At 70.7% G+C, this 20,908-nt stretch carries 18 protein-coding genes and 1 tRNA gene; 11 read left to right on the plus strand and 8 right to left on the minus strand.

Annotated elements, in window-relative coordinates; translation table 11 throughout:
• Positions 1-63: 63 nt before the first annotated feature.
• The 5 genes from ABZY12_RS11815 to ABZY12_RS11835 all read left to right on the plus strand — a co-directional run bounded on the left by ABZY12_RS11815 (position 64) and on the right by ABZY12_RS11835 (position 6,163).
• Positions 64-609, plus strand: a complete 546-nt coding sequence (locus ABZY12_RS11815; protein WP_356889144.1) for a DUF501 domain-containing protein — start codon at positions 64-66, stop codon at positions 607-609.
• Positions 606-1,520, plus strand: coding sequence for a Ppx/GppA phosphatase family protein (locus tag ABZY12_RS11820; RefSeq protein WP_356889145.1), 915 nt, complete (start codon positions 606-608; stop codon positions 1,518-1,520). Before ABZY12_RS11815 ends, ABZY12_RS11820 begins: the two co-directional genes overlap by 4 nt.
• Before the next feature lie 369 nt (positions 1,521-1,889).
• Positions 1,890-3,272: an NAD(P)/FAD-dependent oxidoreductase gene (locus tag ABZY12_RS11825; protein WP_356889146.1), complete on the plus strand. Its 1,383-nt coding sequence runs from the start codon at positions 1,890-1,892 to the stop codon at positions 3,270-3,272.
• A gap of 191 nt (positions 3,273-3,463) precedes the next feature.
• Positions 3,464-4,768 carry a cyclopropane-fatty-acyl-phospholipid synthase family protein gene (locus ABZY12_RS11830; RefSeq protein WP_356889147.1) on the plus strand — a complete coding sequence of 435 codons (1,305 nt, stop codon included), beginning with the start codon at positions 3,464-3,466 and terminating at the stop codon, positions 4,766-4,768.
• A gap of 144 nt (positions 4,769-4,912) precedes the next feature.
• The gene (locus tag ABZY12_RS11835) at positions 4,913-6,163 is read left to right on the plus strand and encodes a phospholipase D-like domain-containing protein (RefSeq protein ID WP_356889148.1); all 1,251 of its coding nucleotides are present in this window, start codon (positions 4,913-4,915) and stop codon (positions 6,161-6,163) included.
• Positions 6,164-6,255: 92 nt separating this feature from the next.
• Here the strand turns inward: ABZY12_RS11835 and ABZY12_RS11840 are convergent, their stop codons facing one another.
• Positions 6,256-8,784 carry an FtsX-like permease family protein gene (locus tag ABZY12_RS11840; protein WP_356889149.1) on the minus strand — a complete coding sequence of 843 codons (2,529 nt, stop codon included), beginning with the start codon at positions 8,782-8,784 and terminating at the stop codon, positions 6,256-6,258.
• Between the two features lie 77 nt (positions 8,785-8,861).
• Complete coding sequence (locus tag ABZY12_RS11845) at positions 8,862-9,632, minus strand: ABC transporter ATP-binding protein (protein ID WP_356889150.1); 771 nt, start codon at positions 9,630-9,632, stop codon at positions 8,862-8,864.
• A 400-nt stretch (positions 9,633-10,032) separates the two neighbouring features.
• Between ABZY12_RS11845 and ABZY12_RS11850 the strand changes: the two genes are divergently transcribed.
• Both ABZY12_RS11850 and ABZY12_RS11855 read left to right on the plus strand, forming a co-directional pair.
• Positions 10,033-10,114 (plus strand) — tRNA-Leu (locus ABZY12_RS11850).
• Between the two features lie 141 nt (positions 10,115-10,255).
• A complete protein-coding gene (locus ABZY12_RS11855) occupies positions 10,256-11,137 on the plus strand; it encodes a Bax inhibitor-1/YccA family protein (RefSeq protein ID WP_356889151.1) in 882 nt (293 codons plus the stop codon).
• Between the two features lie 102 nt (positions 11,138-11,239).
• Here the strand turns inward: ABZY12_RS11855 and ABZY12_RS11860 are convergent, their stop codons facing one another.
• Positions 11,240-11,806, minus strand: coding sequence for a TetR/AcrR family transcriptional regulator (locus ABZY12_RS11860; RefSeq protein WP_356889152.1), 567 nt, complete (start codon positions 11,804-11,806; stop codon positions 11,240-11,242).
• Positions 11,807-11,917: 111 nt separating this feature from the next.
• Here ABZY12_RS11860 and ABZY12_RS11865 point away from each other — a divergent pair, with 111 nt between their 5' ends.
• Positions 11,918-12,790 (plus strand): alpha/beta hydrolase, encoded by an 873-nt coding sequence (locus tag ABZY12_RS11865; RefSeq protein WP_356889153.1) that lies wholly within the window; start codon positions 11,918-11,920, stop codon positions 12,788-12,790.
• 42 nt (positions 12,791-12,832) lie between these two features.
• Here the strand turns inward: ABZY12_RS11865 and ABZY12_RS11870 are convergent, their stop codons facing one another.
• Positions 12,833-13,063 carry a DUF4287 domain-containing protein gene (locus ABZY12_RS11870; RefSeq protein ID WP_331919624.1) on the minus strand — a complete coding sequence of 77 codons (231 nt, stop codon included), beginning with the start codon at positions 13,061-13,063 and terminating at the stop codon, positions 12,833-12,835.
• A gap of 100 nt (positions 13,064-13,163) precedes the next feature.
• Between ABZY12_RS11870 and ABZY12_RS11875 the strand changes: the two genes are divergently transcribed.
• Positions 13,164-13,493, plus strand: coding sequence for a hypothetical protein (locus ABZY12_RS11875; protein ID WP_356889154.1), 330 nt, complete (start codon positions 13,164-13,166; stop codon positions 13,491-13,493).
• A 131-nt stretch (positions 13,494-13,624) separates the two neighbouring features.
• Here the strand turns inward: ABZY12_RS11875 and ABZY12_RS11880 are convergent, their stop codons facing one another.
• From ABZY12_RS11880 to ABZY12_RS11890, 3 genes are all read right to left on the minus strand, one after another.
• The gene (locus ABZY12_RS11880; RefSeq protein WP_356889155.1) at positions 13,625-14,485 is read right to left on the minus strand and encodes a hypothetical protein; all 861 of its coding nucleotides are present in this window, start codon (positions 14,483-14,485) and stop codon (positions 13,625-13,627) included.
• Positions 14,486-14,781: 296 nt separating this feature from the next.
• Positions 14,782-16,002 carry an acetyl-CoA C-acetyltransferase gene (locus tag ABZY12_RS11885; RefSeq protein ID WP_356889156.1) on the minus strand — a complete coding sequence of 407 codons (1,221 nt, stop codon included), beginning with the start codon at positions 16,000-16,002 and terminating at the stop codon, positions 14,782-14,784.
• A 191-nt stretch (positions 16,003-16,193) separates the two neighbouring features.
• On the minus strand, positions 16,194-17,264 hold the full coding sequence (locus ABZY12_RS11890) for an SGNH/GDSL hydrolase family protein (protein WP_356889157.1): 1,071 nt from the start codon (positions 17,262-17,264) through the stop codon (positions 16,194-16,196).
• A gap of 104 nt (positions 17,265-17,368) precedes the next feature.
• Between ABZY12_RS11890 and ABZY12_RS11895 the strand changes: the two genes are divergently transcribed.
• A complete protein-coding gene (locus tag ABZY12_RS11895; RefSeq protein ID WP_356889158.1) occupies positions 17,369-18,766 on the plus strand; it encodes a cystathionine beta-synthase in 1,398 nt (465 codons plus the stop codon).
• A gap of 496 nt (positions 18,767-19,262) precedes the next feature.
• On the opposite strand, the gene ABZY12_RS11900 is transcribed toward ABZY12_RS11895, so the two are convergent.
• Positions 19,263-20,168, minus strand: a complete 906-nt coding sequence (locus ABZY12_RS11900) for a LysR family transcriptional regulator (RefSeq protein WP_356889159.1) — start codon at positions 20,166-20,168, stop codon at positions 19,263-19,265.
• A 70-nt stretch (positions 20,169-20,238) separates the two neighbouring features.
• Here ABZY12_RS11900 and ABZY12_RS11905 point away from each other — a divergent pair, with 70 nt between their 5' ends.
• On the plus strand, positions 20,239-20,865 hold the full coding sequence (locus ABZY12_RS11905; protein ID WP_356889160.1) for a short chain dehydrogenase: 627 nt from the start codon (positions 20,239-20,241) through the stop codon (positions 20,863-20,865).
• Positions 20,866-20,908: the final 43 nt, after the last annotated feature.

The following is a 20,908-nucleotide window of genomic DNA, read 5'->3' on the forward strand; positions in this document are numbered from 1 at the left end:
CCGACCGCGCCGCGCACCGCACCACCCACCGAACCGCCCCTCGACGAGAAGACAGACGCACGCATGGAAACGCCCCCTCCGCAGACCGCCCGCACCGAGCCCACCGAGGCGGACGTCGCCGCCTTCGAGGAGCAGCTCGGCCGCCCGCCCCGGGGTCTGCGTGCCATCGCGCACCGCTGCCCGTGCGGCAACCCGGACGTCGTGGAGACCGCGCCGCGGCTCCCGGACGGCACCCCGTTCCCCACCACGTACTACCTGACCTGCCCGCGCGCCGCCTCCGCCATCGGCACCCTGGAGGCCAACGGCGTGATGAAGGAGATGCAGGCCCGGCTCGCCACCGACCCGGAGCTGGCCGCCGCCTACCGGGCCGCGCACGAGGACTACATCGCCCGCCGCGACGCCATCGAGGTCCTGGAGGGCTTCCCGAGCGCCGGCGGCATGCCGGACCGGGTGAAGTGCCTGCACGTCCTGGTCGGCCACTCGCTGGCCGCCGGTCCCGGGGTCAACCCGCTGGGCGACGAGGCGATCGCGATGCTGCCGGAGTGGTGGGCCAAGGGGCCCTGCGTCACGCCGTGCGCGGAGAAGTCGGAGAAGGGGGCGGCCGAATGACCCGGGTCGCGGGCATCGACTGCGGGACGAACTCCATCCGCCTCCTCGTCGCCGACGTCCACCCCGAGACGGGTGAGCTGATCGAGCTGGACCGGCGGATGACGATCGTCCGGCTCGGCCAGGGTGTCGACAAGACCGGCCGGCTCGCGCCCGAGGCCCTGGAGCGGACCTTCGCGGCCTGCCGCGCGTACGCGGCCGTCATCGAGGAACTCGGCGCCGAGAAGCTCCGCTTCGTGGCCACTTCCGCCTCGCGGGACGCCGAGAACCGGGACGAGTTCGTCGACGGCGTGGTGGAGATCCTGGGCGTCGAGCCCGAGGTGATCAGTGGCGACCAGGAGGCGGAGTTCTCCTTCACCGGCGCCACCGCCGAGCTGCACGGCACCGACCGCTATCTGGTCGTGGACATCGGCGGCGGCTCCACGGAGTTCGTCGTCGGCAACCAGCACGTGGAGGCGGCCCGTTCCGTCGACATCGGCTGTGTACGCCTGACCGAGCGGCACGTCCGCAGCGATCCGCCGGCGGCCGCCGAGATCGAGGCCGTCCGCGCCGACATCCGGGCCGCGCTCGACCTGGCCGGGAGGACGGTGCCGATCACCGAGGCCCGTACCCTCGTCGGGCTCGCCGGATCGGTGACGACCGTCGCCGCCATCGCGCTCGGGCTCACGGAGTACGACTCCACGAAGATCCACCACTCGCGGATCTCCTACGACCAGGTCGCCGAGGTGACCGGCCGGTTGCTCACCTCGACCCATGACGAGCGGGCCGCGATCCCCGTCATGCACCCCGGCCGGGTCGACGTCATCGCCGCGGGAGCCCTGGTCCTCCTGGAGATCATGGAGCGCACGGGGGCCCGGGAGGTCGTCGTCAGTGAGCACGACATCCTCGACGGAATCGCCCTGTCCGTGGCATAACGGGCGCACCGCGCCACGTCCCGCGACGGACCGTCGGAAAACTTCGTGAAGTTCTTCACAAGGAAAAGCGCCCCGATGGGGGTCATGGAGGGTCTTGGCGGCCCCCAAGGCCCCTGCCGGGGCGCTTTCGTAGGCGGGGAGCCCCGTTCGCACTCTGTTTCCATCGTGTGAACGCACCTCGTGGTTCAGGGTTAACGAGGCCTCTCCAGGCCAGTTCAACAGGGGTGAACAACGTCCGCCGTAACACCGCGGTTCCTTTGCTGCACCATGACCTGGGTCACGTGGGCCGCGCAGTGTAGCAGAGCTCCCCTCGAAGCTTGTGAAGGGGCGCACGAGCGACCCCCCTCGGAGGGGTGGATACTCGATGGCATGAGCACCACGGAGCGTCCCAGGATCCTCGTAGTAGGCGGTGGGTACGTAGGCCTGTACGCGGCTCGACGCATTCTGAAGAAGATGCGTTTCGGCGAGGCGACCGTCACGGTCGTCGACCCGCGGTCGTACATGACGTACCAGCCCTTCCTCCCCGAAGCCGCCGCAGGCAGCATCTCGCCGCGCCACGTCGTCGTCCCGCTGCGACGCGTCGTGCGCGGAGCCGAGGTGCTCACCGGTCGTGTGACCAGCATCGACCAGGACCGCAAGGTCGCCACGGTCGCGCCGCTCGTCGGCGAGGCCTACGACCTTCCCTTCGACTACCTCGTCATCGCGATGGGCGCGGTCTCCCGCACCTTCCCGATCCCCGGCCTCGCCGAGCAGGGCATCGGCATGAAGGGCGTGGAGGAGGCCATCGGCCTCCGCAACCACGTCCTGGAGCAGCTGGACAAGGCCGACTCGACGACCGACGAGGAGGTCCGCCGCAAGGCGCTGACCTTCGTCTTCGTGGGCGGCGGCTTCGCCGGTGCGGAGACCATCGGCGAGGTCGAGGACATGGCCCGCGACGCGGCGAAGTACTACACCAACGTGAAGCGTGAGGACATGCGCTTCATCCTGGTCGACGCCGCCGACAAGATCCTTCCCGAGGTGGGCCCGGAGCTGGGCCGCTGGGGCAAGGAGCACCTCGAGGGCCGCGGCGTCGAGATCTACCTCTCGACGTCGATGGACTCCTGCGTCGACGGCCACGTCGTGCTGAAGAACGGCCTGGAGGTCGACTCCAACACCATCGTGTGGACCGCGGGCGTCAAGCCCAACCCGGCGCTGTCCCGCTTCGGCCTCCCGCTCGGCCCGCGCGGCCACGTGGACGCCCAGCCGACCCTCCAGGTCACCGGCACCGACTACATCTGGACCGCGGGCGACAACGCCCAGGTTCCGGACCTCGCCGCCCGCAAGGCCGGTGTGGAGAACGCCTGGTGCCCGCCGAACGCCCAGCACGCGCTGCGCCAGGCGAAGGTCCTCGGCGACAACGTGGTCTCCGGCATGCGGGGCTTCCCGCAGAAGGAGTACAGCCACGCCAACAAGGGCGCGGTCGCCGGCCTCGGCCTGCACAAGGGCGTCGCGATGATCGTCATGGGCAAGATGAAGATCAAGCTCAAGGGCCGTCTCGCCTGGTACATGCACCGTGGCTACCACGGCATGGCCGTGCCGACCTGGAACCGCAAGATCCGCGTCTTCGCCGACTGGACCCTCGCGATGTTCCTCAAGCGCGAGGTCGTCTCCCTCGGTGCGATGGAGACGCCGCGCGAGGAGTTCTACGAGGCCGCCAAGCCCGCCCCGGCGCCCGTCGCCCAGGCGAGCCAGGAGAAGGCCAAGGCCTCCTAGCTCCACCGCCGTACCCGTACGACCGTAAATGCCGAAGGGCCGTCCGCCATCCGTGGTGCGGACGGTCCTTCGGCATGTCCGCCCGGGTGTTTTGCCGACTCGTTGCGCGACGGCGGGACTGTAATCGCCTACCGAGGGTGTTTACGTGGTGACGAACCTTTCTGGGGCACGACATCACGGAGGTGTGCACCATGGCCGACGCCGCGTTGCGGCTGACCACTCTCGCCGAGGATCTGCTGGGAGCCCCGCTCCCGGTGCGCCTGCGGGCCTGGGACGGCAGCGAAGCCGGACCTGTGGGCGGCCCCGTTCTGGTCGTCCGGGAGCGCCGCGCCCTGCGCAGGCTGCTCTGGAAGCCCGGCGAACTCGGCCTCGCCCGGGCCTGGGTGGCCGGTGAGATCGACGTCGAGGGCGATCTGTACGAGGTCCTTGACCGGCTCGCCGGGCTCATCTGGGAGCGCGCCGAGGAGACCAGAAGCGCCCTGGAAACCGTCCGCGACCCGAAGCTCCGTGCCGCGGCCCGCGCCCTGCTGAAGCTCGGCGGGCCCTTCCCGCCGCCGGCGCCGCCCGCCGAGGAGATGCGGCGGCGCACCGGCTCCCGGCACAGCAAGCACCGGGACAAGCAGGCGATCAGTCACCACTACGACGTGGGCAACGACTTCTACGCCCTGGTGCTGGGGCCCTCGATGGTCTACTCGTGCGCGTACTGGACCGAGGACGGCACGCTGGAGGACGCCCAGCGCGACAAGCTGGATCTCATCGCCCGCAAGCTGCGGCTGAAGGGGGGCGACCGGCTCCTCGACGTCGGCTGCGGCTGGGGCTCCATGGCCATCCACGCGGCCCGCGAGTACGGCGCCCAGGTCGTCGGCGTCACCCTCTCCCGCGAGCAGGCCGTCTTCGCCCGCAAGCGGATCGCCGAGGAGGGGCTGACGGACCGGATCGAGATCCGGGTGCAGGACTACCGCGACGTCAAGGACGGTCCGTACGACGCGATCTCCTCGATCGGCATGGCCGAGCACGTCGGCGAGGTCCGCTACCGCGAGTACGCCGACACCCTGTACGCGCTCCTCAAGCCGGGCGGCCGACTGCTCAACCACCAGATCTCCCGCCGCCCCACGCCGGACGAAGCCACCTACGAGGTGGACGAGTTCATCGACGCGTACGTCTTCCCCGACGGGGAGCTCGCTCCGATGGGCCGCACGCTCGCCACCCTGGAGGACGCCGGCTTCGAGGTGCGGGACGTGGAGGCCATCCGCGAGCACTACGCCCTCACGCTGCGCCGCTGGGTGGCCAACCTGGAGGCGCGCTGGGCCGAGGCCGTCCGGCTGGTGTCACCGGGCCGGGCGAGAATCTGGCGGCTCTACATGGCGGCCTCCGCGGTCTCCTTCGAACGCAACCGGATCGGCGTCAACCAGTTCCTGGCGGTGAAGACACCGGAGGAGGGCACGTCCGGCGTGGCGCTGCGCCCGCGGGTGTGGAACGAGTCGCTCCCGCGTTGATACCTTCGGGCCTTCGGGCTCGTCGAGAGGGGGTGCCGGCGACGGCCGGCACCCCCTCTTCTCCGAGCCGGGAATTGTCATGTATACGCCGCATACTCCGGTATGCCGGATACGAGCCGCCCAGGCCCTAGGGGGAAACCCGTCGTGCACCGCCCGATCCGTCTGCTGCTCACCCTGGCCGTCGGCGCCGGACTCCTGTCCGTCGCGGCCGTGCCGGGCAACGCCTCCCCGACGTCCGCCGCCACGGCCTCCGCGGTCCCGGCCGCCGTCACGGCCGCCGCGGCCGTGACCACCACCGCCACCTTCAACGACCCGGCCGGCGACAGCGCCGCCCAGAGCCGCGTCCGCGACCACATCCTCGGGCTGATCGACCAGGCCCCCGCCGGCTCCACCATCACCGCCGGCCTCTACACCTTCACCGAGGACACGGTCACCGACGCGCTCCACGCCGCCAAGAACCGCGGGGTCGACGTCAAGGTGATCGTGGACCACACCTCCACCACCATGAGCGGCGGCGAGTACACCCGGCTCGCCGAGCGGCTCGGCACCGACCGCACCCAGGGCTCCTGGGTCTTCGCCTGCCCGGCGGGCCGTGGCTGCATCGGAACCCGCAAGCTGCCCAACGACCCCGACGGCGCCATCAACCACAACAAGTTCTTCCTGTTCTCGTCCACCGGGGGCGCGAACGACGTGGTGGTGCAGACCTCGGCCAACATGACCAACGTCCAGCGCACGGACCTCTTCAACAACGCGGTCACGATCGTCGACAGCGGCCTCTACGCGATCTACCGCGCCTACTGGGCCGACCTGCTCGCCTACGGAACCTCCTCCACCGGCCTGAGCCACTATTACAAGACCCCGGAGAGCGGCGCGTACAAGACGTACTTCTTCCCCCGCAAGGAAGCCGCCGGCACCACCTTCGACAACGACGCGTCCACCGACACGATCAAGCTGATCCTGGACAACGTGAGCTGTTCCGGCGGCACCCAGGTGCGGATGGCCGCCAACCTCTTCACCCGTGACGAGGTCGCCACCGAGCTCGTCGCCCTGAAGAACGCCGGGTGCTCGGTGATCCTCGCCCACGACGGCGCGGCCGAATCGATGAGCAGCGGTGTCGAGAGCATCATCTCGGGCAAGCTCACCAAGCGCGTGGAGTGCCAGGAGGACCGGGGGACCGGCGTCGCCAAGGTCGGACTCCACTCCAAGTACCTGCTCGTGGAGGGCACGTACAACGGCACCTCCGGCCGGAAGCTGGTCTTCACCGGCAGCCACAACTACACCTACCCGGCGCTGCGGGCCAACGACGAGACGCTGCTGAAGATCGACGACGCCGCGCTGTACGACCAGTACAGGGCCAACCACGACCGGCTGATGAGCTACTGCGAAGGCAGCTGACGACCGGAGCGCGCGGACGGTGGACGCGCGCGAACGGCGAAGGGCCGGACACCCCCGGGGGTGTCCGGCCCTTCGCCGTGTCCGTACCGCCGTCACTCCGCCTTGATGGCGGTCAGCATGTTCAGCCTGGCCGCGCTGCGGGCCGGCCAGAGCGAGGCCAGCACACCGACCAGGCCGGCGAGGAGCAGGAAGACGCCGATCCGGTCCCAGGGCAGCACCAGCGCGTAGCCCGGCAGGCTGCTCTTCATCGTCTCGCCGATGGCCCAGCCGAGGAAGGAGCCGAGACCGATGCCGACCACCGCGCCGAACAGCGCGATGACCACGGCCTCCAGACGGACCATCCGCTTCACCCGGCGACGGTCCAGGCCGATCGCCCGCAGCATGCCGATCTCCTGCTGCCGCTCGAACACCGACATGGCGAGGGTGTTGACGACACCGAGCACCGCGATGATCAGAGCCATCGCCAGCAGGCCGTACATGATGTTCAGCATCAGGTTGATCTGGCCGCCGAACGCGTCACGGATGTCCTTGTGGTCCATCACCGTGATGGCCGGGTTGTCGCCGAGCGCCTGGATCAGCGCCTTCTCACCGGCCGCCGTCTGGCCGCCCTCCATCGACACGAAGATCTGCGGGATGTACGGCTTGGAGTCGTGGGCGTTGAGGATCTTCGTGTCGACGAGGACCGGCGAGACGAACTCGCTGCTCTCGAAGACCGCGCCGACCGTCAGCTTCTCCTTCTTCTTGTCCAGGTACTCCACGGGGAGGGCCGTGCCGACCTTCCAGCCCTGCTTGTCGGCCGTCTTGTCGGCGACCGCGATCTTCCCGTCCGCCAGGGAGGCGAGCGAGCCGCTGGTGACGTTCAGCCTGAGGACCTTCTCGATGTCGCCGGGGGTGACACCGGAGACCGACGCGAAGTCGCCCTTGATCTCGAAGTAGCCGGCCTGCTGCGGGGAGACCGCCGCGACCCCCGGCACCTTCTCCAGCGCGTCCAGGGCCGCCTGGTTCAGGCCGTCGCCGCTGGCCATGGAGACCATGTAGTCGGCCTTGATCTGGTCGGTCGTCATCCGGTCCAGCGCCGAGCCGACCGTGGCGCCCAGCACCGACAGGCCGGTGACCAGGGTCAGGCCGATGGCGAGGGCGGAGGCGGTGGCGCCGGTACGGCGGGGGTTGCGGACCGCGTTCTGCCCGGCCAGCTTGCCCGCGACCCCGAAGGACTTCAGCAGGGGCCGGGCGAGGGTGATCACGGGGCGGGACAGCAGCGGGATCAGCACGATCACACCGACGAGGGTGAAGAACGCGCCCGCGCCGATCAGCATGCGGCCCGTCTCGCCGCCCTTGCCGGCCCCGGCGATGATGCCGACGGCACCGAGGGCGGTGATCGCCGCGCCGATGGAGTTGCGCACGACCAGCGACTTGGTGGTGGCCACCGCGTGGACACTGCTCATCGCCGCCACCGGCGGGATCTTCGCGGCCCTGCGGCCCGGCAGCCAGGCGGCGAGCATCGTGATCAGCACACCGACGGCGAGCGCGGAGATCAGCGGAGTGGAGGTGACGACCAGCTCGCCGCCCGGCACCTTCAGGCCGAAGGCGGACATGCCCGAGCGCAGACCCATCGCGAGCAGCACGCCGAGGCCGAAGCCGACGAGGGAGGCGACCAGACCGACCAGCCCGGCCTCGGCGAGCACCGAGCGGGTGATCTGCTTGCGCGAGGCACCGACCGCGCGCATCAGGGCCAGCTCCTTGGTGCGCTGGGCGACCAGCATCGTGAAGGTGTTGGAGATCAGGAAGACACCGACGAAGAGCGCGATGCCGGCGAAGGCGAGCAGCATCTGGTTGAGCACGCTCAGGCCGGACTCGATGTCCTTGGCCTGCTGGTCGGCGAGCGCCTGCCCGGTCTGGGCCTCGCCGCTCTCGCCGACCAGCGGCTCGACCGCGGCGAGGATCTTCGAGGCGTCGGCGCCGGGCTTCGCCGCGACGGTGATGTCCTGGAAGAAGCCGGGCTCGACGTACAGCTTCTGCGCCACGTCGGTGTCGAAGAGGACCAGGCTGCCGCCCGCGCTCACGGCACCGTCCTCGGTGGTGAAGACGCCGGCGAGGCCGTACTCCTTCACCGGACCGTTGGTGGCGACCCGGACGGTGTCACCGACCTGGTAGCCGCCCTTGACCGCGGTCTCCTCGTCGAGGGCGATCTGGTCGTCCCGCACCGGCCCCGAGCCGTCGGTGAACTGGTACGCCGGGTCCTCGCCGTCCTTGCCGGGGGCGAAGTTCGTGCCCTTGTTGGACCAGCCGACGCCGATGAGCTTGCCGTCCTTGTCGGGCACACCGGCGAAGCCGCTGACCCGGCCGGTCGCCTCGGCGACCCCGTCGACGCCCTCGATCTTCCGCCGCACCTCCTCGGAGAGGCCGGGCGTCTTGTCGGGGTCGTCGGCGTCGTGCAGTGCGGAGACGGCGACGGCCACGTTGTCGTAGCTCTTGGCCGACTGGTTGCGGAAGGCGTTGGAGAGGGTGTCGGTGAAGACCAGCGTGCCGGAGACGAAGGCCACGCCGAGCATCACGGCGAGCACGGTCATCAGCAGCCTGGCCTTGTGCGCGAGAACGTTGCGCAAGGCGGTACGGAACATGGATGTGTCCTGGAGTGGTGGCCCCTGCGGGGCGAAGGTCGAGGGAGACGGGATACCGGGGCCGGGCCCCGGCCGCCTCAGCTCGTGCGGCCCTTGGCGTCGAAGGCCTTCATGCGGTCGAGCACGCCGTCCGCCGTCGGGGCGATCATCTCGTCGACGATCCGGCCGTCCGCGAGGAAGATCACCCGGTCCGCGTAGGAGGCGGCCACCGGGTCGTGGGTCACCATGACGACCGTCTGCCCCAGCTCCCGTACCGAGTTGCGCAGGAAGCCCAGCACCTCCGCGCCCGAGCGGGAGTCCAGGTTTCCGGTCGGCTCGTCACCGAAGATGATCTCGGGGCGGGAGGCCAGCGCGCGGGCCACGGCGACGCGCTGCTGCTGGCCGCCGGAGAGCTGCGCGGGGCGGTGGCTCAGCCGGCCCGAGAGCCCGATCATGTCGATGACCCGCTCCACCCACTGCTTGTCGGGCTTGCGGCCGGCGATGTCCATCGGCAGCGTGATGTTCTCGAGCGCCGTCAGCGTCGGCAGCAGGTTGAACGCCTGGAAGATGAAGCCGATCTTGTCCCGGCGCAGCTGCGTGAGCTGCTTGTCCTTCAGGGTGCCGAGCTCCGTCTCGCCGAGCCGGACCGAGCCGGAGCTGAAGGAGTCCAGGCCGGCGACGCAGTGCATCAGGGTCGACTTGCCGGAGCCGGAGGGCCCCATGATCGCGGTGAACTCCCCCTGCCGGAAGTCCACGGTGACCCGGTCCAGGGCGACCACCTGGGTCTCGCCCTGTCCGTAGACCTTCGAGAGATCCGTGGCGCGGGCTGCCACCGCGGTGGCGCGGGGCACGGTGGAGGTGGTCTTCACGAGGGTGACTCCTGTCGGAACGGTGCGTTCGGGAACCACTCCATCGTGTCGAGCGTTACGGGCCGGGACGTCCGCCCCCATGCCCGTTCCCGGGGCAGTCTCGAGTCGGACCGCGTGCCCCGGCTCTCCTCCTGAGGTATGACGGCGCCCCTGAGATCTCCGCGGGAGCGCCGGCCGCCCCGATACCCCGTGGGGAATGCGTCGCGGGGCGGCGACTTTCCGTCATTCCCGCGTGTGCGCCTTTGCGCCTGCGAGCCCCGTCACACTTCGTCAGATCGGCCCCCACCTGCACTGACGCACCCTCAGACGTCAATAAAATAAGACAACATCGGGTCGCCGTTCCGCTGAACGGGGGAAGCGCCCCGATAGGCTCATGTGCCAACGCGGAGCCGCGCGTCACGCCCGGATGGTGGAATGCAGACACGGCGAGCTTAAACCTCGCTGGCCTTCGGGCCGTACCGGTTCGAGTCCGGTTCCGGGCACAGCTCCCCCTCTGGCCCCGCCGTTCCCGGCCGGGCTTCCTTAACGATCGAGGAAAGATCCTCCCCGAGCACTAGGGAGATTCTTTTGCTTCCGCATTACTCTTGACGCAAGGCCGCGCAGTGCGGCCATGGAGGAGTGAGATGAGGAGCAGTAACCCGGTCTTCTCGCGACGGGGGTTCAGCCGCGACAACGGCTACGCCGGCTTCAACGCGCAGCAGTCGCAGGCCGGGGGCCCCGCCGTCGGAACGAACCCGTACGCCGAGGGCGCGACGAACCCGTACGCGAGCAACCCCTACGCCCCGGACGCCCAGGTGGGCGCCCCGCCGCAGGTCCGCGGCAATGTAATGACGATCGACGACGTCGTGAGCCGTACGGCCATGACGCTCGGCACGGTCGTGCTGACCGCCGCCCTGTCGTGGGTGCTGCTGCCCGTCGACCCGGCGAACATCGGCAAGTCCTACGGCATCGCCATCGGCGCCGCCCTGGTGGCGTTCGTCCTGGCGATGGTCCAGTCCTTCAAGCGCAAGGCCTCGCCGGCGATCATCCTGACGTACGCCGCCTTCGAGGGCGTCTTCCTCGGAGTGATCTCCAGCGCCGTCTCCACCTACATCTCCCCGGGTGTGGTGGTCCAGGCGGTCATGGGCACGATGGCGGTCTTCGCCGGTGTGCTGATCGCCTACAAGATGCGCTGGATCCGCGTCACCCGCCGTTTCTACGGCTTCGTGATCGCGGCCGCCATGGGCTTCATGCTCCTGATGATGGCCAACCTCCTGTTCGCCGTCTTCGGCGGCGGTGACGGTCTCGGCTTCCGCAGCGGCGGCCTCGGCATCCTCTTCGGTGTCATCGGCATCATCCTCGGCGCCTGCTTCCTCGCCCTCGACTTCAAGCAGGTCGAGGACGGCGTGACGTACGGCGCCCCCCGCGAGGAGTCCTGGCTGGCGGCCTTCGGCCTCACCATGACCCTGGTGTGGATCTACCTGGAGATGCTGCGTGTGCTGTCGATCCTCCAGGGCGACGACTGACGCACTCCGGGGTCACCTCTGTGACCGCGTGACGAAGGGCCCGTCCGGCTTCCGCCGGGCGGGCCCTTCCGTGTGTCCGCGTGTCCCGGGGGCCCTGGGCCCTCATAGCCGCGCGAGGGCCGCGTCCAGCAGGGTCTTCGCCGCGCTCTTCGCCTGGGCGGCCGGTTCGGCGGAGCCGCTGATGCCCGCGACGGCCATGGCGCCGTTGGCGAGGATCGCCAGCTGGTCGGCGAGCTCCTGGGGCGCCCCGAGCGCGTCGGTCTGCTCGGCGAAGTACTGCCGCAGCGCCCGCTTGTGCCCACGGGCGATGTCGGCCACGTCCGCTGAGATGCCGCCCATCTCCCCGAAGGTGTTGATGAAGGCGCAGCCGCGGAAGCCGGGGTCCGCGAACCAGTCGCCCAGATAGTCGAAGACCGCGAGGGCACGCTCGTGCGGCGTGGTGGCGCGGGCGGCCCCATGGGCGGCGATGGCCTCGCGCACGGCGCTGTCGCGGCGCTTGAGGACGGCCCACACCAGATGGTCCTTGGAGGGGAACAGCTGGTAGAGCCGCTTGAGGGAGACGCCGGACGCGGTACGGATGGCGTCCATGCCGACGGCCTGCACCCCGCGCTCGTCGAAGAGGGCCTCGGCGGCCTCCAGGAGCTTCAGTTCGGCGGTTTCCGTGTCCATCGTCCGCTCACCCCTCGTGCGCCTCGCGTGTGCTTGCCTGGAGAACCATCGTTCTCCTACTCTACAGGGGAAACGGGAGAACGATCGTTCTCCCCCGAAGGGGAGGTTGCCATGTCCGCGTTCGCCCTGCGTGCCCGTACCGAGACCATCGACGGGCTCGACGTCTTCTACCGGGAGGCCGGAGACCCCGGCCGCCCCACCCTCGTACTGCTGCACGGCTTCCCGTCCAGTTCGCACATGTACCGAGGGCTGATGGCCGAGCTGGCCGACTCCTACCACCTGATCGCGCCCGACCACCTCGGCTTCGGCGCCTCCGCCGCCCCGTCCGTGGCCGACTTCCCGTACAGCTTCGAGAAGCTCGGCGAGATCACGCTCGCGCTCCTCGACCGGCTCGGGGTCGACCGGTTCGCGCTCTACCTCCAGGACTACGGCGCTCCCATCGGGCTGCGGATCGCCTCGCGCCACCCCGAGCGGGTCACGGCGATCGTCAGCCAGAGCGGAAACGCCTATCTGGAGGGCTTCACGCCCTTCTGGGACGTGCTCTTCGCCCACGCGAAGGACCGGGAGGCGAACGAGCCCGCCGTGCGGGAGCTGCTGACCGCCGAGGCCACTCGCTGGCAGTACACCCACGGCGTCCCGGCCGACCGGCTCGACCGGGTGGGGCCGGAGACCTGGACCCTGGACCAGGCCGGCCTCGACCGGCCCGGCAACAAGGAGATCCAGCTTCAGCTCTTCTGGGACTACCAATTCAACCTGGACGGCTATCCCGCCTTCCAGGAGTACTTCCGCACCCACCGGCCACCGCTGCTCGCGGCCTGGGGCCGCCATGACGAGATCTTCGGGCCCGCGGGCGCGGAGGCGTTCGCGCGGGACCTGCCGGACGCGGAGATACACCTCCTCGACGCCGGGCACTTCGCCCTGGAGACGCACGGGCCGGAGATCGCGGCGCTGGTACGGGGGTTCCTGGGGCGGAACGTGACGTGACGGCCCTCCGGCGCGGTGCCGGAGAGCCGCCCGGGGTGGGTGTCAGAGCAGCCTGCGGGCCGCCCGTCGGAGGTCGTACTCGTGGATGATCGCTTTCGCGTGGCCGTACGCGAGGTCGTGTTCGCCCCGGAGCCAGCTCACCTTCTCCTCGAAGCGGACGAGGGAGGGGCCTTCCTCGACGGTGCGAAGCCAGTCGGACACTTCACGACCGGTGCAATGGGGGATGCGGGCGAGCAGATTGCGGTGGGTCTCTTCGGAGAAGACGTGGGACATCGGCGCCTCCGGACGCGTGTTGCCGTGTGCTCCTTCCCGTCACCGTGCCTGAGCGTCGGCCTGTTGGCAACAGTCCCTGGAGGGCGCGTAGGGTCGCGGAGTGCTTGATACGAGTGAACTGACCGCCGCCGTGGAGCGGTTCGCGGACCGGCTGCGGACCGCCCCGCAGAGCCGTCTCCAGCGCGGCGCCGCCGCCGAAGGGCTGGAGCTGGCAAGGGAGTTGGCGCTGCGGGCCCAGCGGATCGAGGAGCCCGGGGGCGCCGCTCGGATCATGCCGGACGCGGGCGTCTTCACCGTCGCGGACCAACTTGTGGTCGCCGGAAACGATCTGGCGGAGATTCTGCGAACCGCCCCGGCCGGCGCCCCGGAGCGGGAACTGGGCGAGGCCGTGGATCTCGTACGGCGGGCGACGGAGCGGGCGGGGCTGTAGGGCTGTAAGCGGGTCTTCGGCGGGTCTTCGGCGGGTCTTCGGCGGGTCTTCGGCGGCTCTCCGAAGGGTGGATGTCCGGCGGATCGGGTCGGATGGGCCCCGGCGCGCCCTGAGGCGCGCCTCCACGGGCGCTAGAGCGACGCGATGACGCGGTCGGCCAGGATGTAGACGTTCTCGTCGTCCGCGGCCCCGTAGGAGAACGTCAGGGCGTACGCGCCCGAGACGCCCGAGCCGCCGAGGAGCACCGGAGTGTGGCCCGCGCGCAGCGCCTCCGCGAGGCGTTCCGCGGTCTCCCGGTGGCCGGGGGTCATACAGAGCGTGGTGCCGTCGGCGAAGACGTACACGTCGAGCGTGCCGAGCGGGCCGGGGCGCACGTCGGTCAGCGCCGTGCCCGTCTCCGCGAGCTGTTCGAGGCGGGCCACCGTGCGTTCATGATCCGTCACCACGGGCGTCTGGACCGGCACGAAGTCCGGGTGCGAGGGGTGCCGGCGGCGGGCGGCGGCCAGCTCGGGGGAGTCCTCCGCGTACTCGGTGTACTCGACGAGCTCCGGGAACTCGTCCAGGACGCTCTCGGGGCCGGCGCCGTCGAGCGCGGCGGCCTCCGCCTCCATCGCCTCCAGGGCCATCGCCTCCAGGCCCACGAAGTCGGCCTGGCGCGGCACGAAGAAGGGGCCGTCCTCGGCGGTGCCCGACAGGCCGCCGAGCAGGGAGGGGGAGTCGGCCGCGTCCCGGGTCTCCTGCGCGGCCCAGAAGGCCCGCGCCTCGGCCAGCTCGCGCTCGCGCTCCTCGGCCAGCGCCTCGGCGACCGCGGCGCGTATCTCGGCGGCGGGCGTCGGGCGGGCGTGCGGCACGGACACGCCGTGTCCGGTGGACAGTTCGCTACGCAGAGCGGCGACCTGCTTACGGAGACCGTGGGCGGCGTGCAGGGCGGCGGCGCCCACGGCCGTGGCGGCGGCCGTGGTCACCAGCAGGGCAAGAGACATGGCGCTCACTGACGTACTCCCGATTTCGAGTCGATCCCCCGACTTCCTACATCAGAGTGTCCTGGGAGCGCGCCCCCTGTCAGTGCATTACGTCACGAATTGGACAGGTATTTGTGCCTGGTGTTTAGTGCCGGGACGGCCGTGACCTGCGGGAACGAATCTCCCCCGGGACGTAGGTCACATCCTGGGGGAGATTCGGTCACGGCTGGGACGCGGGACGGTTGGGATCCGCGTCAGAAGGCCATGGGAGCGCTGCTCACGAAGGCCGCACGGCCTTCTCGGCTCAAGCCGCTCGGTTCTTCGGCTCAGCTCAGCCGCTCGATGACCATCGCCATGCCCTGGCCGCCGCCCACGCACATCGTCTCCAGGCCGAACTGCTTGTCGTGGAACTGGAGGCTGTTGATCAGCGTGCCGGTGATGCGGGCGCCGGTCATGCCGAAGGGGTGGCCGACGGCGATGGCGCCGCCGTTGACGTTCACCTTGTCCAGGTCCAGACCCAGGTCCTGGTAGGACGGGATCACCTGGGCGGCGAAGGCCTCGTTGATCTCGGCCAGATCGATGTCGCCGATCGTCAGGCCGGCGCGCTTGAGGGCCTGCTTGGACGCCTCGACCGGGCCGAGGCCCATGATCTCGGGGGAGAGGCCCGAGACGCCGGTGGAGACGATGCGGGCGAGCGGGGTCAGGCCCAGCTCACGCGCCTTGGTGTCCGACATGATCACGAGCGCCGCGGCACCGTCGTTCAGCGGGCAGCAGTTGCCCGCGGTCACCAGGCCGTCGGGGCGGAAGACCGGCTTGAGGCCCTGGACGCCCTCCAGGGTGACTCCGGCGCGCGGGCCGTCGTCGGTGGAGACGACGGTCCCGTCCGGGGTCGTCACCGGCGTGATCTCGCGCTCCCAGAAGCCGTTCTTGATGGCCTGCTCGGCGAGGTTCTGGGACCGTACGCCGAACTCGTCCATCTCCTGGCGGCTGATGCCCTTGAGGCGGGCCAGGTTCTCGGCGGTCTGCCCCATGGCGATGTACGCGTCGGGGACGAGGCCGTCCTCGCGCGGGTCGTGCCAGCTGGAGCCCTCCGAGGCGGCCACGGTGGCGGTGCGGGCCTCGGCCTCGGCGAAGAACGGGTTGTGCGTGTCCGGCAGCGAGTCGGAGTTGCCCTTCACGAACCGCGAGACCATCTCCACACCGGCCGAGATGAAGACGTCGCCCTCACCGGCCTTGATGGCGTGCAGCGCCATGCGGGAGGTCTGGAGCGAGGAGGAGCAGTAGCGGGTGACCGTGCAGCCGGGGAGGTGGTCCATCCCCATCTGGACGGCGACGATCCGGCCCAGGTTGTTGCCCTGCTCGCCGCCGGGAAGGCCGCAGCCGAGCATCAGGTCGTCGATGTCCCGCGGGTCGAGCTCGGGGACCTTGGCCAGGGCGGCCTGGACGATGGTCGCGGTGAGGTCGTCGGGCCGCAGGTCCTTCAGGGAGCCCTTGAAGGCCCGGCCGATCGGGGAGCGGGCGGTCGAGACGATGACGGCTTCGGGCATCACGGCTCCAGGAGGGGGTGCGGTGCGGTTCTGGCAGGACTGAAGGGGAAGTTACCCGTACGTATCGCGTTGGTCACCGGCCTGGCCATGTGATGCGGGCCTCTTTTCTAAGCGGGCGCTCAGTCGGGAACGCGGAGGATCCCAAGAGCGGCATCCCCACGTTCCAGGGTGCCGCGCTCCCGGCCCGCCCGTCACGGCCGGCGGGCGTCCTCCGCCGACGGAGCCGCTTCCGGCTCCGATCCCGGCTCCGGCTGCGATCCCGGCTCCGATTCGGCCGCCGTGACCGCCGGCTCCGGAAGGCGCCGACGGCGGCGGTGCTTGAGCAGTGCCCAGGGAGCCCGTACCCCCGTGACCTCCGTACCGGCCTCCTTCGCCGCCTCCGCCGCCGCCTTCGCCACCGGCAGCAGGTCCTCGTGGCGGTCCGGCTCCAGGCGGTCCGTCTCCGGCCAGACGCCGAGCACCGCGCACACCGTCGGCAGCACCGCCATCGCCGCCGTGGCGTACCCCTCCGCCGACGGGTGGAAGTTGTCCACCCCGAACATCTCGCGGGGATTGGCCGCGAACTCGGGACCCAGCAGATCCCCCAGCGACACCGTCCGCCCGCCCTGCTCCACCACCACGATCGTCTGCGCCGCCGCCAGCTGCCGTGACACCCGCCGCGCCAGCCACCGCAGCGGCTGGTACACCGGCTCGATCGTCCCCAGATCGGGGCAGGTCCCGACGACCACCTCGGACCCCGCCGTCCGCAGCCGCCGCACCGCCGCCGCCAGATGCCGCACCGACTCCGTCGGCGGCATCCGGTGCGTCACGTCGTTCGCGCCGATCATGATCACGCACACGTCCGGCGGCCCCGCCGGAGCCGACAGCAGAAGAGACACCTGACGCTCCAGGTCGTCCGACCGCGCGCCCGGCAGCGCCACGTTCCGCAGATCCACCGGACGCTCCGCCACCGCCGCGAGACCCGAGGCGAGCAGCGCCCCCGGCGTCTGGCCGGACCGGCGCACGCCCTGACCCGCCGCCGTCGAATCACCCAGAAGGGCCAGCCGCAGCGGGGCGGAGGTGGGATCCGCAGCCGCGAAAGAGCGTCCGTACAGACCTTCCGCCCCCGGTGGCAGCGGCGCCACTCCGCCCCCCACCGACCTCTTCGCCAGCTGCACCTCGGCCAGGAGCACGCCCACCGCCGCCACACCGAGCAGCCCGATGCTCCCGCCGCCGTACGCCGCGCCCGCCGCGATCCGCCGCGCCACCCTCGCCCTCGACATAGGGGCGGTCACCTCCTTCAAGCCGTTCAGGGTCTAACTGCCCCGTAACCCGCTCCGACTACGCATACGCTGGCCGCACCATTACGGAGACCCCGGAGATTACGGTGCAATTCCACGACTCGATGATCAGCCTCGTCGGCAACACCCCGCTGGTGAAGCTCAACAACGTCACAGCCGGCATTCAGGCGACCGTCCTGGCCAAGGTCGAGTACTTCAACCCCGGCGGCTCGGTCAAGGACCGCATCGCGGTCCGCATGATCGAGGCGGCCGAGGAGAGCGGTGCTCTCAAGCCCGGCGGGACGATCGTCGAGCCCACGTCCGGCAACACGGGCGTAGGCCTCGCCATCGTGGCCCAGCAGAAGGGCTACAAGTGCATCTTCGTCTGCCCCGACAAGGTGTCCACCGACAAGATCAACGTCCTGCGGGCGTACGGGGCGGAGGTCGTCGTCTGCCCGACCGCCGTCGACCCCGAGCACCCCGACTCGTACTACAACGTCTCGGACCGGCTCGTCCGTGAGACGCCCGGCGCCTGGAAGCCGGACCAGTACTCCAACCCGAACAACCCCCGTTCGCATTACGAGACCACCGGCCCCGAGCTGTGGGACCAGACGGACGGGAAGATCACCCACTTCGTCGCCGGCATCGGCACCGGCGGCACCATCTCCGGCACCGGCAAGTACCTCAAGGAGGTCAGCGGCGGCGCGGTCCAGATCATCGGCGCCGACCCCGAGGGCTCGGTCTACTCCGGCGGCTCCGGCCGGCCGTACCTCGTCGAGGGCGTCGGCGAGGACTTCTGGCCCAGCGCCTACGACCGTGACGGCACCGACCGGATCATCGCCGTCTCCGACAAGGACTCCTTCCAGATGACCCGCCGCCTCGCCAAGGAGGAGGGCCTCCTGGTGGGCGGCTCGTGCGGCATGGCGGTCGTCGCCGCGCTCGAGGTCGCCAAGGACCTCGGCCCCGACGACATCGTCGTCGTCCTGCTGCCGGACTCCGGCCGCGGCTACCTCTCCAAGATCTTCAACGACGAGTGGATGGCCGACTACGGCTTCCTGGAGGACACCGAGTCCGCCACCGTCGCCGACGTACTGCGCCACAAGGAGGGCGGCCTGCCGTCCCTCGTCCACATGCACCCCGAGGAGACGGTCGGTCAGGCCATCGAGGTGCTGCGGGAGTACGGCGTCTCCCAGATGCCGATCGTCAAGCCGGGCGCCGGACACCCCGACGTCATGGCGGCCGAGGTCGTCGGCTCCGTCGTCGAACGCGAGCTCCTCGACGCGCTGTTCACCAAGCGCGCCTCCCTGGAGGACCCGCTGGAGCGGCACATGAGCGCGCCGCTGCCGCAGGTCGGCTCCGGCGAGCCGGTCGCCGACCTGATGTCCGTGCTCGGCGCGGCGGACGCGGCGATCGTGCTGGTCGAGGGCAAGCCGACGGGTGTGGTCAGCCGTCAGGACCTGCTCGCCTTCCTCGCGAGCGGCGGGGCCAAGGGCGCCGCGAAGTAGCGTGACCGGAGGCGTGTGAGCGGGTGGCTCGGGCGTTCGCGCAATCGGTACGAGCGCGACACGTACCCGCAGCACCCGCTTAACACGCCTGCGGCAGATTGGTCGTTGTCGGCGTCAAGGACTACGGAGCGGCTCCCGGACCTCCTGCGGACGCCGCGGACGCGGAGACCGGCCCTGACCCGGGCCCGTGTCCCTCGCGGGGACCGCCGTCGTCCCGCCCCCCGGTGACGGGGGTGCGGCGGTCCCCGCCTTATTTTTTTGGGGCTCGGTTCGCCTCCGGGGCGCTTTGTGCGTGCGTCGACGGTCGATCGTGCTCGCCCGCTCGTTCCTCGCGGCCTGCGCGCGTTCTCCCTTTCGACGCCCGCGCGCCCCTTCGGCTCACTCGCCGGGGCGCACGGGGTGACCCGGGCCGGTCATGGGGGCTGGGCTGTGACCGGGTTCAGGGCCGCGCGCCCTTCAGCTCACTCGCCGGGGCTCCCGGAGTCACCCAGGCCGGTCATGCGGGCTGGCGGTGGGGGGCCGTGACGGCCTTCAGGGCCGTGAGGGCTCCGGCGATCGCGGGCTGGCGTTCCGAGCCCGCACGCACCAGTGCCTCGATGGTGCGGCCCCGGCCCGGCAGGGGCAGGAGCGTCACGCCCGGGGGCGGGGCGTCGCACATGAGGCGGGGCAGGATCGTCGCGCTGAGGCCGGTGGCGACGAGGGTGAGCGCCGAGCGCAGGTCCTCGTAGGTGTGCGCGATGCGCGGGGTGAAGCCGGCGTCGCGGCAGGCGTGCACCAGGATCTCGTGGCAGCTGCCCGGCGCCGGCGCGGAGATCCACGCCGTCTCGCGCAGCGCCCCGAGCCCGTCGCGCCGCACCGCGTCGGCGCGGGCGTCCGGCACGGCGAGCACCAGCGGGTCGTCGAAGAGCGCGACCGCCGTGGTGCCGCCCGGCTGCGGGGCACCGAGCTGGTGGTAGCGGTACGACACGGCCAGATCGAGGTCGTGCTGCCTGAGCCGCGGCACCGACTCCTCCGGGTCGGCCTGGACGATCCGGAGGGCCAGACGCGGATGGCGCTCGGCCAGTTCGGCCGCCAGCGGCGCGGCGACGGCGATCAGGGCGCTCGGGGCGCAGCCGAGGGTCAGTTCACCGCTCAGATCGTCGTCGAGGGCGCGCACGGCGCCCTCGGCCCGTTCCAGGGCGGCCAGGACGTGCTCGCACGCCGCGGCGAGCGCGGTGCCCGCCGCCGTGAGCCGCACCCCGCGGCCCTCGCGGTGCATGAGGGCGGCGCCCGCCTCCGCCTCCAGGGCGCGCAGCTGCTGCGAGACCGCCGACGGGGTGACGCCGTGGAGATCGGCGACGGCGCTGACCTTTCCGTGTTCGGCCAGGTCACGCAGCATGACCATGCGCTTCACATCAATCATGAGTACAGCTTAACGAGTACGGTAGAAAAGGTAGCTGGACTGCACGGTGCGGTGGGGTCATCCTCGGCGTATGAGCGACCAGACCACTCCCCGTAAGAAGATCGTCCTCGTCGGTGCGAGCGGCACCCTGGGCCGGGCCGTGCTCACCGCCCTGCGGGAACGCGGCCACGAGGTCGTCACCGCCTCGCGCAAGGACGCCGACATCGCGCTGGACATCACGGATCCGGCGTCCGTCGCCGAGCTGTACCGTCAGGTGGGCCGCGTGGACGCGGTGGCCTCCGCCGCGGGCACCGTGCCCTGGAAGCGGCTCGGCGAACTCGCCGCCGAGGACGTGCGCGACGGGTTCGAGGGCAAGGTTCTCAGCCAGGTCGAGCTGGTGCGCCAAGGGCTGTCGTCGGTGGCGGAGAACGGCTCCTTCACCCTCATCACCGGCATCCTCGCCCGGGAGCCCATCCGGACCGGTGCGGTCGCCTCGCTCGCCAACGGCGCGGTCGAGTCCTTCGTACGCGCCGCGGCGATCGAACTGCCCCGCGAGCAGCGGATCAACGCCGTCAGCCCCACGGTCTTCGAGGAGTCCCTGGACGCCTACGGCGACTTCTTCCCCGGCTTCGACCCGGTGCCGGTACGCCGGGCCGCGGCCGCCTACGTCCGTTCCATCGAGGGCCACCAGACCGGCCAGATCTACCGAGTGGAATGAGCCAAATCCGGGGCGCTGCGCAAATCCGAACCATGAACGGGGC

Origin of the sequence: Streptomyces sp. NPDC006551, assembly GCF_040611675.1 — a bacterium.
Classification (GTDB): Bacteria; Actinomycetota; Actinomycetes; order Streptomycetales; family Streptomycetaceae; genus Streptomyces.

What these genes read in the sequence shown, in the direction of transcription:
- ABZY12_RS11815 (WP_356889144.1), top strand. Translation starts at nt 64, where the DNA reads ATGGAAACGCCCCCTCCGCAGACCGCCCGCACCGAGCCCACCGAGGCG.
- ABZY12_RS11820 (WP_356889145.1), top strand. Translation starts at nt 606, where the DNA reads ATGACCCGGGTCGCGGGCATCGACTGCGGGACGAACTCCATCCGCCTC.
- ABZY12_RS11825 (WP_356889146.1), top strand. Translation starts at nt 1,890, where the DNA reads ATGAGCACCACGGAGCGTCCCAGGATCCTCGTAGTAGGCGGTGGGTAC.
- ABZY12_RS11830 (WP_356889147.1), top strand. Translation starts at nt 3,464, where the DNA reads ATGGCCGACGCCGCGTTGCGGCTGACCACTCTCGCCGAGGATCTGCTG.
- ABZY12_RS11840 (WP_356889149.1), bottom strand. Translation starts at nt 8,784, where the DNA reads ATGTTCCGTACCGCCTTGCGCAACGTTCTCGCGCACAAGGCCAGGCTG.
- ABZY12_RS11855 (WP_356889151.1), top strand. Translation starts at nt 10,256, where the DNA reads ATGAGGAGCAGTAACCCGGTCTTCTCGCGACGGGGGTTCAGCCGCGAC.
- ABZY12_RS11860 (WP_356889152.1), bottom strand. Translation starts at nt 11,806, where the DNA reads ATGGACACGGAAACCGCCGAACTGAAGCTCCTGGAGGCCGCCGAGGCC.
- ABZY12_RS11865 (WP_356889153.1), top strand. Translation starts at nt 11,918, where the DNA reads ATGTCCGCGTTCGCCCTGCGTGCCCGTACCGAGACCATCGACGGGCTC.
- ABZY12_RS11870 (WP_331919624.1), bottom strand. Translation starts at nt 13,063, where the DNA reads ATGTCCCACGTCTTCTCCGAAGAGACCCACCGCAATCTGCTCGCCCGC.
- ABZY12_RS11885 (WP_356889156.1), bottom strand. Translation starts at nt 16,002, where the DNA reads ATGCCCGAAGCCGTCATCGTCTCGACCGCCCGCTCCCCGATCGGCCGG.
- ABZY12_RS11890 (WP_356889157.1), bottom strand. Translation starts at nt 17,264, where the DNA reads ATGTCGAGGGCGAGGGTGGCGCGGCGGATCGCGGCGGGCGCGGCGTAC.
- ABZY12_RS11900 (WP_356889159.1), bottom strand. Translation starts at nt 20,168, where the DNA reads ATGATTGATGTGAAGCGCATGGTCATGCTGCGTGACCTGGCCGAACAC.
- ABZY12_RS11905 (WP_356889160.1), top strand. Translation starts at nt 20,239, where the DNA reads ATGAGCGACCAGACCACTCCCCGTAAGAAGATCGTCCTCGTCGGTGCG.